The 16151-nt window shown below is 71.4% G+C and carries 12 protein-coding genes and 1 pseudogene; 4 read left to right on the top strand and 9 right to left on the bottom strand.

The features are described from left to right. Positions 1-236: 236 nt before the first annotated feature. Both ABD901_RS28735 and ABD901_RS28730 read left to right on the top strand, forming a co-directional pair. A complete protein-coding gene (locus tag ABD901_RS28735) occupies positions 237-1355 on the top strand; it encodes an epoxide hydrolase family protein (protein WP_345131146.1) in 1119 nt (372 codons plus the stop codon). A gap of 36 nt (positions 1356-1391) precedes the next feature. Beyond that, positions 1392-2120, top strand: coding sequence for an LON peptidase substrate-binding domain-containing protein (locus ABD901_RS28730; protein WP_345131144.1), 729 nt, complete (start codon positions 1392-1394; stop codon positions 2118-2120). A 173-nt stretch (positions 2121-2293) separates the two neighbouring features. Here the strand turns inward: ABD901_RS28730 and ABD901_RS28725 are convergent, their stop codons facing one another. Together ABD901_RS28725 and dnaE are read right to left on the bottom strand one after the other, a co-directional pair. Next, a complete protein-coding gene (locus ABD901_RS28725; protein WP_345131142.1) occupies positions 2294-3400 on the bottom strand; it encodes a DUF2567 domain-containing protein in 1107 nt (368 codons plus the stop codon). Further along, positions 3397-6870: a DNA polymerase III subunit alpha gene (gene dnaE / locus ABD901_RS28720; protein WP_345131140.1), complete on the bottom strand. Its 3474-nt coding sequence runs from the start codon at positions 6868-6870 to the stop codon at positions 3397-3399. The genes ABD901_RS28725 and dnaE overlap by 4 nt, the downstream gene beginning before the upstream one ends. A gap of 50 nt (positions 6871-6920) precedes the next feature. Between dnaE and ABD901_RS28715 the strand changes: the two genes are divergently transcribed. Further along, entirely contained in the window at positions 6921-8288 is a 1368-nt protein-coding gene (locus ABD901_RS28715; protein WP_345131138.1) for a transaminase, read from the top strand. Here ABD901_RS28715 and ABD901_RS28710 read toward each other — a convergent pair. Both ABD901_RS28710 and ABD901_RS28705 read right to left on the bottom strand, forming a co-directional pair. Further along, positions 8263-9201: pseudogene (locus tag ABD901_RS28710) on the bottom strand (MinD/ParA family ATP-binding protein); the annotation flags it as partial. The gene ABD901_RS28715 and the pseudogene ABD901_RS28710 overlap by 26 nt on opposite strands. A gap of 258 nt (positions 9202-9459) precedes the next feature. After that, positions 9460-10257 carry a hypothetical protein gene (locus ABD901_RS28705; protein WP_345131135.1) on the bottom strand — a complete coding sequence of 266 codons (798 nt, stop codon included), beginning with the start codon at positions 10255-10257 and terminating at the stop codon, positions 9460-9462. Between the two features lie 131 nt (positions 10258-10388). Here ABD901_RS28705 and ABD901_RS28700 point away from each other — a divergent pair, with 131 nt between their 5' ends. After that, the gene (locus ABD901_RS28700) at positions 10389-11906 is read left to right on the top strand and encodes a carbohydrate binding domain-containing protein (RefSeq protein WP_345131133.1); all 1518 of its coding nucleotides are present in this window, start codon (positions 10389-10391) and stop codon (positions 11904-11906) included. A 13-nt stretch (positions 11907-11919) separates the two neighbouring features. On the opposite strand, the gene ABD901_RS28695 is transcribed toward ABD901_RS28700, so the two are convergent. From ABD901_RS28695 to ABD901_RS28675, 5 genes are all read right to left on the bottom strand, one after another. After that, on the bottom strand, positions 11920-12849 hold the full coding sequence (locus ABD901_RS28695; protein ID WP_345131130.1) for an RluA family pseudouridine synthase: 930 nt from the start codon (positions 12847-12849) through the stop codon (positions 11920-11922). After that, positions 12842-13399 (bottom strand): signal peptidase II, encoded by a 558-nt coding sequence (gene lspA / locus ABD901_RS28690; RefSeq protein ID WP_380139995.1) that lies wholly within the window; start codon positions 13397-13399, stop codon positions 12842-12844. Before lspA ends, ABD901_RS28695 begins: the two co-directional genes overlap by 8 nt. Continuing rightward, the gene (locus ABD901_RS28685; RefSeq protein ID WP_345131126.1) at positions 13396-13827 is read right to left on the bottom strand and encodes a TraR/DksA family transcriptional regulator; all 432 of its coding nucleotides are present in this window, start codon (positions 13825-13827) and stop codon (positions 13396-13398) included. The genes lspA and ABD901_RS28685 overlap by 4 nt, the downstream gene beginning before the upstream one ends. Before the next feature lie 479 nt (positions 13828-14306). After that, positions 14307-15824: a potassium/proton antiporter gene (locus ABD901_RS28680; protein ID WP_345131124.1), complete on the bottom strand. Its 1518-nt coding sequence runs from the start codon at positions 15822-15824 to the stop codon at positions 14307-14309. Then, a complete protein-coding gene (locus tag ABD901_RS28675; RefSeq protein WP_345131122.1) occupies positions 15821-16108 on the bottom strand; it encodes a DUF167 domain-containing protein in 288 nt (95 codons plus the stop codon). The genes ABD901_RS28680 and ABD901_RS28675 overlap by 4 nt, the downstream gene beginning before the upstream one ends. Positions 16109-16151: the final 43 nt, after the last annotated feature.

The raw sequence follows: 16151 nt of genomic DNA, 5'->3' as shown, positions 1-16151 counted from the left end.
TCCGCGCTTCACAGCGCACCACCGGCCCGCCCGCCTCCGCGCTTCACAGCGCACCGCCGGCCCGCCCGCTTCCACGCTTCGCGTGAGGCGCACCGCCATGTCGCCCTCGCCGACGATCGCACCGCCGCCGGCGAGGGCGATCCGCCCGGGACGCCTATTGGAACGGAGCATTCCGTTCTGCTATGCTCGAGACAACGGAATGAAGCGTTCCGTTCCGGCTAGCAGCGGAGGATGTCATGAAGGAGTTCCGGGTCGAGGTGCCGCAGGCCGCGATCGACGAGCTGCGGGCGCGGCTGCAGCGGACGATCTGGCCGAACGAGCTCGACGGCGTCGGCGACGAGTACGGAGTGGCCCGGGGACGGGTCGAGGAGCTCGCGCGGTACTGGCTGGAGGAGTTCGACTGGCGTGCGGTCGAGGCGCGGCTCAACGCGTATCCGCAGTTCCTCACCGAGATCGACGGCGAGACCATCCACTTCCTGCACGTGCGCTCCGCGAACCCGGACGCCCTGCCCCTGATCCTCACGCACGGGTGGCCGGGCTCCGTCGTGGAGTACCTGGACGCCATCGAGCCGCTGTCGAAGGACTTTCACCTGGTCATCCCGTCGCTGCCGGGCTACGGGTTCTCCGGCCCGACGCGCGGGCGGGGTTGGAACCGGTACCGGACGGCAAAAGCGTGGAACGAGCTCATGTCCCGCCTCGGGTACGAGCGGTTCGGCGCGGTCGGCAACGACGCCGGCTCGATGATCGCCCCCGAGCAGGGCCGCCTGGCGCCGGAGCGGGTGATCGGCGTGCACGTGACGCAGCTGTTCTCGTTCCCCAGCGGCGACCCCGCCGAATTCCAGGACCTCACCGACGTCGGCCAGCGCGCGCTGGCCAAGCTGCAGTGGTTCTACGAGAACAAGATGTCCTTCAACGTGCTGCAGAGCCAGCAACCCCAGACCCTGGCGTTCGCGCTGGCCGACTCCCCCGCCGGCCTGCTCGCGTGGCAGTCGCAGCTCTTCGGCGAGACCCTCGACGCGGACTTCGTGCTCGCCAACGTGGCCATCTACTGGTTCACCGGCACCGCGGCCTCGTCGATGCGCTTCTACTACGAGGAGGCCCACGCGACCGGCAAGCCCGAGACCCCGACCACCACCCCCACCGGCCTCGCAATGTTCTTCGGCGACTTCGAGTCGATCCGCCGCTTCGCCGAACGCGACCACGCCAACATCGTCCAGTGGCACGCGTACGGCTACCCCGAGTCCCCGGCCGCACCCACGACCGGCGGGAACGACGCGGCCGGGCATTACGCCGCGCACGAGGCCACCGATGTGCTGGTCGCCGATGTCCGGAGTTTCTTCAAGACCCTCTCCTGAGGGCCGCCGGGCGCAAGCTCGGCTACGCTTCGGCTCGTGGAGGCACCGAACGATCCGGAGCGCACGCGAACGCTCCTGCCGCTCTTTCCGCTCGGCACGGTGTTGTTCCCCGGCCTGGTGCTGCCGCTGCACGTGTTCGAGCCGCGGTACCGCACCCTCGTGCAGCACCTCACCGAACTCCCGGCGGACCTCCCCCGGGAGTTCGGTGTCGTGGCGATCCGCCGCGGCTGGGAGGTCGGCCGGCAGACCGAGTCGACGGACGCGGCGATCACCGCCGGCGAGTCGCTGTCGCTGTACGAGGTGGGATGCGCCGCCGAGATCAGGCAGATCACCGAGCTCCCCGACGGCCGATTCGACCTCATGACCGTCGGCCGCCGCCGCTTCCGCCTGCTGGGCCTGGCCCGCAACGACACCCCGTACCTCACCGGCGAGGTCGAGTGGCTCCCCGAGCCCAAGGGCGAGCCGGACCGCGAGAGCGAGCTGGCGGCCGGGGTGCTCGCCGCCTACCAGGACTACCTGCGCGCGGTACGCGCCGACGACGACGGCGAGCAACTGCCCGACGACCCGACGGTCCTGTCCTACCTCGTCGCCGCGACGGCCTCCCTGACCCTGGAGGACCGCCAGTCACTGCTGGCCGAGCCCGACACGATCAGCCGCCTCAAGGCCGAGCGCGCCCTGCTGCGCCGCGAGGCCGCCCTGCTCGGCCAGGTCCGCGCCGTCCCCGTCGCCCTGGGCGACCTGGCGGTTCCCTCCAGCCCGAACTGAGCCTCGCCCTTCGTCGCTCGCCGAGCCGTGCGGCAGCGCTCCCATCGATCGACGAAACACTCGACCCCGGCCGGCACCGGTCGGGGTCGAGTTTCAGTGTTTCCGGTCCTGACCGCGGGTGCACGCCCTACCGAGGCAGGCACTCGAACGAGAGTCGAACTCGGTAAGGCGGGTCAGCTGCGCGGGGCCTCGGCGGACGGAGGCTCCGGCTCCGTGGCCGATTCCGGGGTAGCCGAGGGCCAACCCGCGGCCGCATGCGTCGGATTGGCGGCGGCGCTCGGCCAGCCCCCGGTCGTGCCGGGCACGCCCCGGGCGATCGGGTGGTGGCCGTCGCTCGAACCGGCCGCTGCAGGCTGGGCACCGTTCGGACCCGCGACGGAAGGCTGACCGTCGAACGAGCCGCCGAGCGTCGGCTGGGCGTCGTCCGAACCCGCGAACCCGGGATAGCCGCCGTCGGAACCGGCCGGGGCATGTTCGGCGCCGTCCGGGCCCGCGGGCCAGGGCTGGCCACCGCCGGAACCGGCCGGGCCCGCGGGCCAGGGCTGGGCGCCTTGCGAGTCCGTGGGGGCGTAGAGGCCGTTGGGCGCAGGCGGGTAGGGGGCCGCCTGCGGGTCCTGGCCGAGGCCGGCCTGGCCTTCGGCGGTCGGCCGGAACTGCGGGTCCAGGTACTCCGCGGGCATGTTGTCGTAGCGGAGCGTCGGGGAGGCGTGGAAGCCGGCCAGGCCGGTGTAGACCGCGGCGGCGGACAGAGCCTGGACCAGCATGGTGCCGCGGACCCAGGGGATGAAGCCCAGGTAGAGGCTCGATGTGCCGGTGCGGAGCTTGACCGGGCGGAAGATGTGGGTGTCGACCGGGGCGTGGTTGACCTGGTCGACGTAGTAGGACCAGCCGATCTTGTTGCCGAGCCAGGCGGCCAGGACCGAGGCGGCGGCGGAGCCGACCACCAGGGCGGCCAGGAGGATCGGGCCGCGGTAGCGGCGGAGCAGGAACCAGGCGGCCACGGCGATGAGGATGCCCATGGCGATGGACATCAGGAGGAAGTAGCCGTCGTCGGCCCAGTAGCCTTCGGGCTCGCCCTCGATCGGGTAGGGGCCGTATTGCGTTTGGACCAGTTCCACGTGAGGGGCGAGCTTCGACCACAACAGGCCGAAGGGGGCGCCCAGGCCGAAGACCACCACCGCGACGAGCAGGGCGAACAGCAGCTCGCGGCCGCGAGGCACGCTGGCCGCGGCGGTGGGGGCCATCGGCTGTTCGACGGGCGAAATCGGGGCGATGCTCACGATCCCATCCTGCCAGGCGCGGCGGCCGATCCGGCAAGTGAGTCCGCGACGGACCCCGATCCCGGCGAGTGACCCGAATCGGATAGATCCGCCGGGGTCGCCACATTTCCTGAATCGAGCGGATCCGTCGAAGGAGCCGAACCCGCAGCACCCGGCGATGACGACGGCCCGAACGAGGACGAAGCCGAGGACGAGGGCGGCGGCAGGGTCAGGTCGGGGAGGGTCAGGTCCATGGCCATCAGGCGGGGGGCCTCCTCGCGGCGGTCGACCCGGCCCTTCACCGCGACCACCGCGTCCTCCGCGACCCACTGGTCGACCAGCTCGTAGGTGTCCGGGAAGAACATGACCTCGACGCTGCCGTCCAGGTCCTCCAGGACGGCCGACGCCCAGGGGCGGCCCTGGCGGGTGACCTTGCGCTGGACGCCCGACAGGATGCCGGCCAGGCGGACGACGGCGCCGTCGGGGACCGTGCCCTCCTCGACCAGGGCGGCGATCGGGCGGTCGGCGGCGGCGCGCAGGATGTGCTCCAGGCCGCGCAGGGGGTGATCGGAGACGTAGAGGCCGAGCATCTCGCGCTCGAAGGCGAGGCGCTCGGGCTTGTCCCACTCCATCGCCGGGACCGGCGGGGCGGTCATCAGCGGGGCGCCGAACAGGTCGAACTGGCCCATGGCCTCGTTGCGCTTCACGCCCATGACGGCGTCGAGGGCGTCGGCGTGGATGCTCAGCAGGCCGCGGCGCGAGTGGCCGAGGGAGTCGAAGGCGCCGGCCTTGATGAGCGACTCGATCGTCTTGCGGTTGCACACGACCTGGTCGACCTTGGCGAGGAAGTCGTAGAAGTCGGTGAAGGCGCCCTTCTCGCGCCGGGCCCGGATGATCGCCTCGACCGCGGCACCGCCGACGTTGCGGACGGCGCCGAGGCCGAAGCGGATGTCGGGGCCGTCGGCGGCGAAGCGGCCCTGCGAGGAGTTGACGTCGGGCGGCAGCACGCGGATGCCCATGTGCCGGCACTCGGCGAGGTAGACGGCCGAGCGGTCCTTGTCGCCGCCGACCGAGGTGAGCAATGCGCTCATGTACTCGGCGGGGAAGTTGGCCTTGAGATACGCCGTCCAGTAGGCCACCAGGCCGTAGGCCACGCTGTGCGCCTTGTTGAAGGCGTAGTCCGAGAACGGCACGAGGATGTCCCAGAGGGTGCGGATCGCGCCCTCCGAGTAGCCGCGCTCGCGCATCGCCGGCGCGAACAGCGTGAACTCCTCGTCGAGGATCTCCTTCTTCTTCTTGCCCATCGCCCGCCGCAGCCGGTCGGCGGCGCCGAGCGTGTAGCCGGCGACGCGCTGCGCGATCGCCATGACCTGCTCCTGGTAGACGATCAGGCCGTAGGTGTCGCCGAGGATGTCGGCGAGCGGCTCGGCCAGCTCGGGGTGGATCGGCGTGACCGGGCGCCGGCCGTTCTTGCGGTCGGCATACTCGTTGTGCGCGTTGGCGGCGATCGGGCCGGGCCGGTAGAGCGCGCCGACGGCGGAGATGTCGGCGAAGCCGTCCGGTGCCATCGCCCGCAGCAGCTGGCGCACCGGCGTCGCGTCGAACTGGAACACACCGAGCGTGTCGCCGCGCGATAGCAGCTCGTAGGTGGGCCCGTCGTCCAGCGGCGCGTCCTCGATCGCGAGGGACACGCCGCGGTTGTGCCGGATCGCCTCGAGCGCGTCGTCGAGAATCGTGAGGTTGCGCAGCCCGAGGAAGTCCATCTTGAGCAGGCCCATGGCCTCGCAGGCGCCCATGTCCCACTGGGTGATGATGGCGCCGTCCTGCTCGCGGCGCTGGATCGGCAGCACCTCGAGCAGCGGCTCGCGGGACAGGATGACGCCGGCCGCGTGCACGCCCCACTGCCGCTTGAGCCCCTCCAGGCCGCGGGCGGTGTCGACGACCGTGCGCACCTCGGTCTCGGACTCGTAGAGCCGGCGCAGCTCGCCGCCCTCCTTGTGCCGCGGGTGCGCCGGGTCGAACACCCCGGACAGCGGCATGTCGCGGCCGAGCACCGGCGGCGGGACCGCCTTGCTGATCCGCTCGCCCAGGGAGAACGGGAAGCCGAGCACCCGGGCCGCGTCCTTGATCGCCGCCTTGGCCTTGATCGTCCCGTACGTGATGATCTGCGACACCCGGTCGGCGCCATACTGCTCGGTGGCGTATTGGATCATCTCGCCGCGCCGGCGGTCGTCGAAGTCGATGTCGATGTCGGGCATGCTCGGTCGCTCGGGGTTGAGGAACCGCTCGAAGAGCAGCCCGTGCGCGAGCGGGTCGAGCTCGGTGATGCCGAGCGCGAACGCGACCAGGGACCCGGCCGCCGAGCCGCGCCCCGGCCCGACGCGGATGCCCTCGCGGTGGGCGTGCGCGACGAGGTCGGCGACGACGAGGAAGTAGCCGGCGAGGCTGGCGCCGGTGATCACCGACAGCTCGTATTCCGCCTGGCGGGCGTGCGGCTCGGGCACGCCGGTGGGAAAGCGCCGGGCCAGCCCGCGGGCGACGTCGGCCTGCAGGTGTGAGTCCTCCGTCTCGCCGGGCGGCACCGGGAAGCTCGGCATCAGGCGGCGAGGGACGAAGACCTCGGCGTAGTCGCCGATGCGCGCCGCGATCTCCAGCGTGGCGTCGCAGGCGCCGGGGACCTCGGCGTCCCAGAGCCGGCGCATCTCCTGCGCGGACTTGAGGTAGAAGTCGCGGGCGTCGAACTTGAAGCGCTTCGGGTCGGCGAGCGTCGTCGCCGACTGCACGGCGAGCAGCGCCTCGTGCGCGTCGGCGTCGCCGGCGAACGTGTAGTGCAGGTCGTTGGTGGCCACCGGGGTGAGCCCGAGCCGCTTGCCGAGGCGCAGCAGGTCGGCGCGGACCCGCGTCTCGATGCCGAGGCCGTGGTCCATGAGCTCCAGGTAGAGGTTGCCGGCGCCGAAGATGTCGCGCAGCTCCCCCGCGGCGGTGCAGGCCCGCTCGAAGTCGCCGATGCGCAGCCAGGTCTGGATCTCTCCGGACGGGCAGCCGGTCGTGGCGATGACGCCCCCGGCGTGCTCCTGCAGCAGCTCCCGGTCGGCGCGGGGCTTGTAGAAGTAGCCCTCCAGGCTGGAGCGGGACGACAGCCGGAAGAGGTTGCGCAGGCCGGTGGCGTCGGCGGCGAGGAGTGTCAGGTGGGTGTATGCGCCGCCGCCGGAGACGTCGTTCTCGCCGCCGTCGGCCCAGCGCACGCGGGTGCGGTCGCGGCGGTGGGTGCCGGGCGTCAGGTAGGCCTCCACGCCGAGGATCGGCTTGATCCCGGCGCGGGTCGCCTGGTGGTAGAAGTCGTGCGCGCCGAACATGTTCCCGTGGTCGGTCATGGCGAGCGCCGGCTGCCCGAGCCGCGCCGCCTCGCCGAAGAGCGGCCCCAGGCGCGCCGCACCGTCGAGCATCGAATACTCGGTGTGCACGTGCAGATGTACGAAAGACTCCCCCACGGCCCCGAACCTATCGCCGGGGTACGACATTTTGCGAGACACTCCACGTCATGATCGACCGTGACCGGCTCGGCGCACTGTTGCGCCGCGAGCGAGCCACCTTCGCCGAGCGCAACCCGCGCTCGGCGGCCGAGTACGAACGAGCCGGGCACCTCTTCGGCCGGGTGCCGATGACCTGGATGAACAAGAAGGCGGCGGGCTTTCCGCTGTACCTCGCCACCGCCCGCGGCGCCACCGTGACCGACGTCGACGGGCACGAGTACATCGACTTCTGCCTCGGCGACACGGCCGCGATGGCCGGGCACTCCCCCGAGCCCGTGGTCGCCGCGGTCCGGGAGCGCTTCGACACCCTCGGCGGCGCGTGCGCGATGCTGCCGACCGCCGACGCGGCCTGGGTCGGCGACGAGCTGACCAGGCGCTTCGGCGTCAGCCGCTGGAGCTTCGCGCTGACCGCGACCGACGCCAACCGCTGGGCGATCCGCCTGCTGCGCGCGGTGACGGGCCGGCCGAAGATCCTGTTCAACAGCTACTGCTACCACGGCTCGGTCGACGAGTCGCTGATCGTCCTGGACTCCCAGGGGCGATCGGTCAGTCGCGACGGCAACGTCGGCGCGCCGGTCGACGTGACCGAGACGAGCCGGGTGGCGGAGTACAACGACCTCGCCGGCCTCGAACGCGAGCTGGCGCACGGCGACGTCGCCGCGGTGATCATGGAGCCGGCGCTGACCAACATCGGCATCGTCCTGCCCGAGCCGGGCTACCTGGAGGGCGTGCGGGAGCTGACCCGCACGTACGGCACCTACCTGGTCAACGACGAGACGCACACGTTCTCGGCCGGCCCCGGCGGCGCGACGGGCGCCTGGGGCCTGCAGCCGGACGTGGTCACCATCGGCAAGGCGATCGGCGGCGGCATCCCGTCGGCTGCGTACGGTTTGTCGGAAGAGTTCGCCCAAAGGGTAGAAAATACGAAAAATCTCGATCTCATCGACATGGGCGGCGTCGGCGGCACCCTGGCCGGCAACGCCCTGTCAATCGCCGCGACACGGGCAACGCTCGAACACGTCCTGACAAAACCAAGCTTTGACCGAATGTCCGAAATGTCAGCACAATTCGCGAACGACGTCCAACGCGTCATCGACGCATACGACCTGCCGTGGTCAGTCACGCAGCTCGGGGCACGGGTCGAGTATCGATTCGCGAAACCGGCGCCGAGAACGGGTACCGAATCACATGCGGCAAGCGACGCGGACCTGGAGGATTTCCTCCACGTCTATCTCGCGAACCGCGGCATCCTGCTGACCCCGTTCCACAACATGGCCCTGATGTCCCCCGCGACGACCGAGGAGCAGGTCGAGCGGCACCACAAGGCGTTCGAGGGGGCGATCGAGGAGCTCAGCGCGCGTAGGGGTCCATCATGACGGCGGCCGCCCGCAGCCAGGCCCGCTTGGTCGCCGGCGCCAGCATCGGATACTCGATGTTGGAGCCGCTCTCCAGCGCCGGGTCGTAGGGCACCACGACGACGGCCCGGGTCCGGGTGCGGAAGTGCCCGGCCAGGTCGTCGATGAGCGGCGTCGGGTTGGGCGTCGGGCACGACAGCAGGGTCACCGCGTTGGCGACCAGCTCCTCCATGCCGGCCTCGTCGAGCAGGTCGAGCATCCAGTCGGCGGTGAACGCGGCATCCTCGCGCGGCACGCTGGTGACGACCAGCTGGTCGGCGGTCTGCAGCACGGTCTGCCAGTTCGGGCTCTCGACATTGTTGCCGGTGTCGACGCAGATTACGTCGTGGGTGCGGCGCAGCAGCTCCAGCACGCGACGCACCGTGTGCGGGTCGAGACGCTGCGCGAAGCGCGGGTTCTCCTCGCCGGCGAGGACGTCGTAGGAGCCGTCCGAGGCGTGGCGCAGGTAGTCGTCGAGCATGTCGTACAGGTCGTAGCCGGTCGCGTTCTCGACGCGCACGAGGTCGGCGATGAGGTGCCGGATCGTGCGGGCGTGCCGCGCGCTGCCGGCGCGCAGGCCGAGCGTGCCGCGCAGCTCGTTGTCGTCCCAGGCGATGACGCCCTTGCCGCGGACGCTGCCAATGGTGGCGGCGGTCAGCACGGTCGCGGTCGTCTTGTGCACCCCGCCCTTGGGGTTGGCGAAGGCCAGCACCTTCGGGGTGGGTATCTCCTGGCGGAGGACCTGGACCATCTGCTCGTTCGGGTCGGCCGGACGGTCCTGGTACTCGACCATGGGGCCGCGACGCGCGGGCCCGTCGGGGAGCGGCGCGTCGTAGGGGCGGGTGCCGTTGCTCGGTTGCATTGGCTCGTCATCGTAGGGCCGACCGGGCCGGTACGGGGCCGTGGGGCTGCCGAAGCGGCCGTCGTAATCCAGATCACCCGGGTTCGCCCGGCCCAGCAGCGCGCGGTCGAGCAGCGAGCGCCAGCGGGGAGCCGGGTCCGCCGACCTGTCCCACCCGGCATCGGCCACGACGAGCCCTCCTCACGCGCGCTCAGAAGCTTGTACCTCAGGCTACGGACCGAACACTATTCGGACCACACCTGCGAGCCCATCCCCTGCATCAACTGCACGACAGGCCGAAGGGACATCGCCTCAGGACGGACCGGGGGACGCGGCGGCCTCGCGAACCGGCTCCGCGACCGTATCCTGCTCGGGCAACGGGGGCAGGAACACCGTGCGATCGAGGCGTTGCAGCTCGGTGATCGGGTCGACCACGCGGGTCTCGGGCCGGGCCGCGACGGAGCGCAGTGCGGCCGGCGCGGCGTACACGACCGCGGCATAGACGCATGAACAGTGCTCGCGGTAGGCGGTCGCCTCCTGGTCGGCGACGTTCGCGCCGGAGACGTACCGCTCGCGCGTGTCGCTCGGCGCGTCGTCGGCCCGGGCCAGCAGGTCGCGGTAGTGCTGCGCCTCTTCGATCTTGCGCCGGGCGGTGTCGTCCATGGCCACGACCACGTCGTCCGGCAGCCGGTACGCCCCGAGACGCACGAGCTCGGTCTGCGTTTTCGGCAGTGGTACCCGTGCGAAGACGCTCGACACCGAAACGTCCGCGAGCACCGGCGCGAGCCGCTCGGGCGCGAGGTAGGCGGCGAAGGACACGAGCGCGTAGACCGGCGCGTCCCCGGGCAGCGCGGCCAGCTCGTCGCGCCCGGCCCGCACGTACTGCGGGATCGAGTCTCCCTCGGCCACCCCGACCCGCAGCACGTCGCCGAGCGACGGGTCGCTGCGCGGCCGCTCGGGGCGGTGCACCACGAGCAACGTGACGGTCACCGCGAGCACGCCGACGACGGCCGTGAACGCGCGCAGGCGCCGTGCACCCCGGAAGATCCGGGCGAGGACGTTGCCGACCGGCGGGAGAAGGCGCTGGTCGAGTCGCTGGAGCTGCTTCATCGCCCCGCCAGGGTCGCACAGCGCTTCCTGAAGGGTGACCCACGGGGTCTTGACATCGGTGCAGTGAAGGATTTCTATCAGGAAGGTTTCCTAATAGAAGCCGCACCCCCACCACCGGAGAAGAGGTCCCCATGCGCAGATCGATCATGATCCGTGCGACCGGAGCCGCCGCGGTAGCGCTCACCGCTGCCGGGGTCTTCCTCGCGGTCACGCCGTCCGCCCAGGCGGCGACCGCGATCCCCGCCCACGTGTTCGCCCCGTACTTCGAGGCGTACAACGGCGACAGCCTCAACGGCCTGTCCCAGCAGTCCGGCGACAAGTACCTGACGATGGCGTTCATCCAGACCGCCAGCCGGGGCTCGTGCACCGTCTACTGGAACGGCGACACCGGCATGCCGATCGCCAACTCCACGTTCGGCAGCGACATCGCCGCCATCCGCGCTCGCGGCGGCGACGTCATCCCCAGCTTCGGCGGCTACGCGGCCGACAACGGCGGCACCGAGATCGCCGACAGCTGCACCGACGTCAACCAGATCGCGGCGCAGTTCGAGAAGGTCATCACCACCTACGACGTCGCCCGGATCGACCTGGACGTCGAGGACAACTCGCTGACCAACTCGGCCGGCATCGACCGGCGCAACAAGGCGATCAAGATCGTCGAGGACTGGGCCGCGGCCAACGGCCGGTCGATCCAGTTCGTCTACACGCTGCCGACCACCACGAGCGGCCTCGCTGACAGCGGCCTCGCCGTGCTGCGCAACGCGGTGACCAACAATGCCCGGGTCGACATCGTCAACCAGATGACGTTCGACTATTACGACAACCAGCCGCACCAGATGGCCAACGACACCAAGACCGCGTCGAACGGCCTGCACAGCCAGCTGCAGCAGCTGTACCCGGGCAAGACCAGCCAGCAGCTGTGGTCCATGATCGGCGTCACCGAGATGATCGGCGTCGACGACTTCGGCCCCGCGGAGACCTTCACGCTGGCCGACGCCAACGCCGTGTACAGCTGGGCGACGCAGCAGGGCATCGCGGAGCTGTCCTTCTGGGCGCTGCAGCGCGACAACGGCGGCTGCCCCGGCGGCGCGGCGGCGGACACCTGCTCCGGCATCTCCCAGAACACCTGGGACTTCTCGCACATCTTCGCGCCGTTCACCAGCGGCGGCAGCACCTCGTCGCCGAGCCCGTCGCGCAGCGTGTCGCCGAGCCCGTCGCGCAGCACGTCGCCGAGCCCGAGCCAGAGCAGCAGCACCCCGCCCGGCGGCGGGCTGGCCAACGGCAACTTCGAGACCGGCAGCCTGGCGCCGTGGACCGGCTCGCTGTGCAGCATCGTGAGCACGCCGGTGCACGGCGGGTCGAAGGCCCTCAAGGCCGCGGCGTCCAGCTCCGACAACGCCCAGTGCAGCCAGACCGTCGCGGTCCAGGCCAACCGGGCGTACACCCTGACGGCCTGGGTCCAGGGCAGCTACGCGTTCCTGGGCGCCACCACGGGCTCCGGCGACGTGAGCACCTGGACGGCCGGCGGCTCGAGCTGGACCAAGCTCACCGTCACCGTCAACACCGGCAGCTCGACGTCGATCAAGGTGTGGGTGCACGGCTGGTACGGCACCGGCACGATCTACGTCGACGACGTGACGCTGGCGTAGTTACAGGGGGGAACTAGGCGGCGGCGCTCAGGATGTCGAGCGCCGCCGCCAGGTCCGCTGGGTACTCGCTGACGAACGACACGTACTCGCCGGTGCGCGGGTGCAGGAACCCCAGCTCCTGCGCGTGCAGCCACTGCCTCGACAGGCCGAGCCGGGCCGCCAGGGTGGGGTCCGCGCCGTACGTCAGGTCGCCGACGCAGGGGTGCCGCAGCGCCGAGAAGTGCACCCGGATCTGGTGCGTGCGCCCGGTCTCGAGCTTGACGTCGAGCAGGCTCGCCGCGGGGAACGCCTCGATCGTGTCGTAGTGCGTGACGCTCGGCCGGCCGCCGGAGACGACCGCGAACTTGTAGTCGTGGCTCGGGTGCCGGTCGATCGGCGCATCGATGGTGCCGCGCAGCGGGTCCGGGTGGCCCTGGACGACGGCGTGGTACCGCTTCTCCACCTCGCGCGCCTTGAACGCCCGCTTCAGCGCGCTGTACGCGGGCTCGCTCTTGGCCACCACCATGAGCCCGGTCGTGCCGACATCGAGCCGGTGCACGACCCCCTGCCGCTCGGCGGCGCCGCTGGTGGCCACCGTCTGGCCCATCGCCGCCAGCCCGCCGATGACGGTCGGGCCGGTCCAGCCCGGGCTCGGGTGCGCCGCCACGCCGACCGGCTTGTCGACCACGACGATGTCGTCGTCGCTGTACACGATGGCGAGCCCGTCGACCGGCACGGCCTCGATCGCCACCGCGCTCGGCGGCGCCGGCAGCGTGACCTCCAGCCAGGCGCCCGCGCGGACCTTGTCCGACTTCGGGCGCACCTCGCCGTCGACGGCGACGTCACCGGCCTCGACCAGGTCGGCCGCGACCGTCCGGCTGAAGCCGAACAGCCTGGTCAACGCCTGGTCGAGCCGCGTGCCGTCGAGCCCGTCGGGCACGGGCAGCGAGCGGACCTCACGCATCGCGCTTGACCCGCGACCCGTCGCGCCGGCGGCCCGTGAACTCCAGCAGGATCGCCAGGATCACCCCGACCGTCAGGGCCGAGTCGGCGATGTTGAACACCGGGAAATGCCCGGCGTGGTCGTCCAGGAAGCTGAACATGTCCACCACGTGGCCCTGGAACGGCCCGGGCGCCCGGAACAGCCGGTCGCCGAGGTTGCCCGCGGCCCCGCCCAGCACCAGCCCGAGCGCGATCGCCCAGGCCGTCGACACCGTGCCCTTGATCATCCAGAACAGCCAGCAGATCACGCCGAGGGCGACCAGCGGGAAGATCCACGTCTGGTCGCGCAGCATGCTGAACGCCGCACCGCTGTTGCGCGTGTAGATGACGTAGATCAGTCCGCCGAAGAGCTTGACCGGCTCGCCGTTCGCGATCGTCGAGGTGGTCCACTGCTTCACGGCCAGGTCGATCGCGACGATCGCGGCGGCGACGAGGCCGAAGACGGCCCAGGCGCGGGTCCGCGGCCGCGTCCCGGGCTCGGTCCGATCCTGGGTGGGATCCTGGGTGGTCAGCGCCGCTCCTCCAACTGCTTGCAGGTGACGCAGAGCGTAGCGGACGGGAAAGCGGCGAGTCGCTCGACGGGGATGGCGTTGCCGCACTTCTCACACCAGCCGTAGCCGCCCTCGTCGAGGCGCTCCAGGGCGCGCTCGACCTGCGAGACCCGCTCCGCCAGGTTGTTGGCGATGGTGATCTCCTGCTCGCGCTCGCCGGTCTTCGTCCCGGTGTCGGCCTGGTCATCGCCGGCGGAGTCGGTCAGGCGGTGCTGCTGCAGCTCGTGGATCTCCAGCAGGGTCTGGTCGTGCTCCGCCTTGAGCTCGTCGCGGCGCTCGATCAGGGCCAGACGGATCTTCTCGGTCTCGGCTGCCGTGCGCGTGCCACGGGCGGGCTTTGCCCCAGCGGTCTTGGCCGCGGTCGTCTTCGGTTCTGCGGTCTTGGCCATGGTGGCTCCCTCGGCCGCACGGGCGGCGGTTGACGTGGTCGGCGCATTCGTGGTGGTGCTCGTCGTGCTGTCGTTCGCGGCGCTACGGCCGGTGGTCCCCCGAGCCGTCGTCGTCTTCCTGCCGGGCTGGGCGGCCGATGCCGCCCTCCCCCCGGAACGCTTGGCGGCCGTCCGGTCCGAAGCGGCGTTCGCCCTCTTGGTCCGGGTCGGCGTTCCGGTCGCGGCAGCGCCGGCTTGCCTTGCGGCGGGTTTCTGTGCTGTTGTCACAGTGGTCACACCCGTCACATCGGCGGCGTTACCCTGCCCGGCACCGCTCGCTGACCGGCCCTTCGGCGCGGCACCAGCCCGCTCGGCCATGGCTCCCCCAGATGCAAAATGGGCGCGCGACGCGCGGTCGCGCACTCCAGTGGCTGGCAAGAATACGGAATGTACACGCGTCCGACAAACGCGCCACACGCATTCAGACCAATTGGATCATTTTATTGGCGCCGATCCTCGCCATGTTCGGCAAACCAACGGGCGAGTCTTCCACGCCTGCTCACGGCGCGCAGCCGTTGCTCCGCGGCGTCGCGCACCTGCTCAGTGGTGACGATCAGGAGACTGTCGCGGGTCTTCAGGCGCGTCTCGGGCGCCGGCACGAACGCGCCGCCGTCGCGCAGCACCAGCGTCACGACCGCACCGACAGGCAATCGTAACTCGTCCACGTGCACGCCGTTGAGCTTCGAGCCCGCAGGCACCTCGACCTGCAGCAGGTCGGCCCTCATCCGCTCCAGCGGGGCCGCCTCCACCTGCAGGTCCGTGGGCTCGGCGGGCGCGGTGACGCCCAGACGGCGCGCCGCCGGTGGCAGCGTCACGCCCTGGGCCGCCGTGTAGATCACGACGAGCACGAAGACGACGTTGAACAGGTCCTGCGCGCCCGGCACGCCGGCCGAGAGCGGGATCGTGGCGAGCACGACCGGCACCGCCCCGCGCAGCCCGGCCCAGGACAGGAACGCCTGGTCGCGCCAGCCGAGCACGGAGCCGGTCAGGGCGAACGGCGCGGCGCTGAGCAGCACCGACAGCGGGCGGGCGAGCACGACCAGGACCAGGCCGACGACCAGCGCGGTGATCACCGCGGGGCCTAGCTGGCTCGGCGAGGCGAGCAGGCCCAGCAGCACGAACAGCCCGATCTGGGCCAGCCACGCCAGGCCGTCGGCGAAGCCGAGCATGGCCCGCCGGTGCGGCAGCCGGGCGTTGCCGAGCACCACGCCGGTGACGTAGACGGCGAGGAAGCCGGAGGCGTGCGCGACCGCGCCGGCGGCGTACGCAAACACGGTCAGGCCGATCGCGGCGAGCGGGTAGAGGCCCGCCGAGGGCAGCGCCGCCCGGCGCAGCGCCCAGGCGCCGCCGAAGCCGACGAGCAGGCCGATCGCGCTGCCGGTGACGAGCTCGTAGGTGACGAGGCCGAGCTCTTCGTACCAGTGCCCCTGCTCGGCGAACGGCGTCGACAGCAGCACGACCAGGATGACCACGGGCGCGTCGTTGATGCCGGACTCGGCCTCCAGCAGGGCGGCCAGCCGCGGTCGCACCGGCACCCGGCGCAGCGTGGAGAAGACGGCGGCGGCGTCGGTCGAGGACAGCACCGCGCCGTAGAGCAGGGCCTGCTGCCAGTCCACGCCGAGCGCGTAGTGCACAACGGCGCCGACCACCGCGACGCTCACGACCACGCCGAGCGTGGACAGCACCACCGCCGGGCCGAGCACGGGCCGCAGCGTCGACCAGCGGGCCGTCAGGCCGCCCTCGGCGATGATCACAACGAGCGCGCAGATGCCCAGCGTGCGGGTCAGCTCGGCGTCGGAGAACCGGATGCCCAGGCCGGCCTCGCCGAGCACGAGACCCAGCATGAGGTACACCAGGAGGCTGGGCAGGCCGAGCCGGACCGAGAGCCGCACCGCGCCGACGCAGACCAGCAGGACCGCCGCGCCGATCAGGAGCGCGACGTTGAGCTGGTGACTCAACGGCGGCCCGCCAGCAGCTCGGCGACCCGGCCTTGCAGGTCGTCGGGCGGGTCGGCGAGCTCGACCAGCTTGTCGCGGCTGGTCGCGCCGGCCTTCAGGCGCAGTGCCGAGGGCCGGACCCCGATCGCGTCGGCCAGGGCCCGCAGCGCCGCCTCGGTCGCCTGTCCCTCGACCGGGCGCGCACCCACCGCGACCACCACGGCAGGCCCGTAGGGCCCGGGATGGCTCCCGCCCACCGCGGTGCGCGAGGCACCGGGTTTGACGCGGATCGCGATCGTGGCCACGCCTCATTGTGAAGGTTCACCCGACCGTGGGCGATCCTCCGCC

The sequence above is a fragment of the Dactylosporangium darangshiense genome (assembly GCF_039537565.1).
Classification (GTDB): Bacteria; Actinomycetota; Actinomycetes; order Mycobacteriales; family Micromonosporaceae; genus Dactylosporangium; species Dactylosporangium darangshiense.
This window is presented reverse-complemented; position numbering and strand designations above follow the sequence as displayed.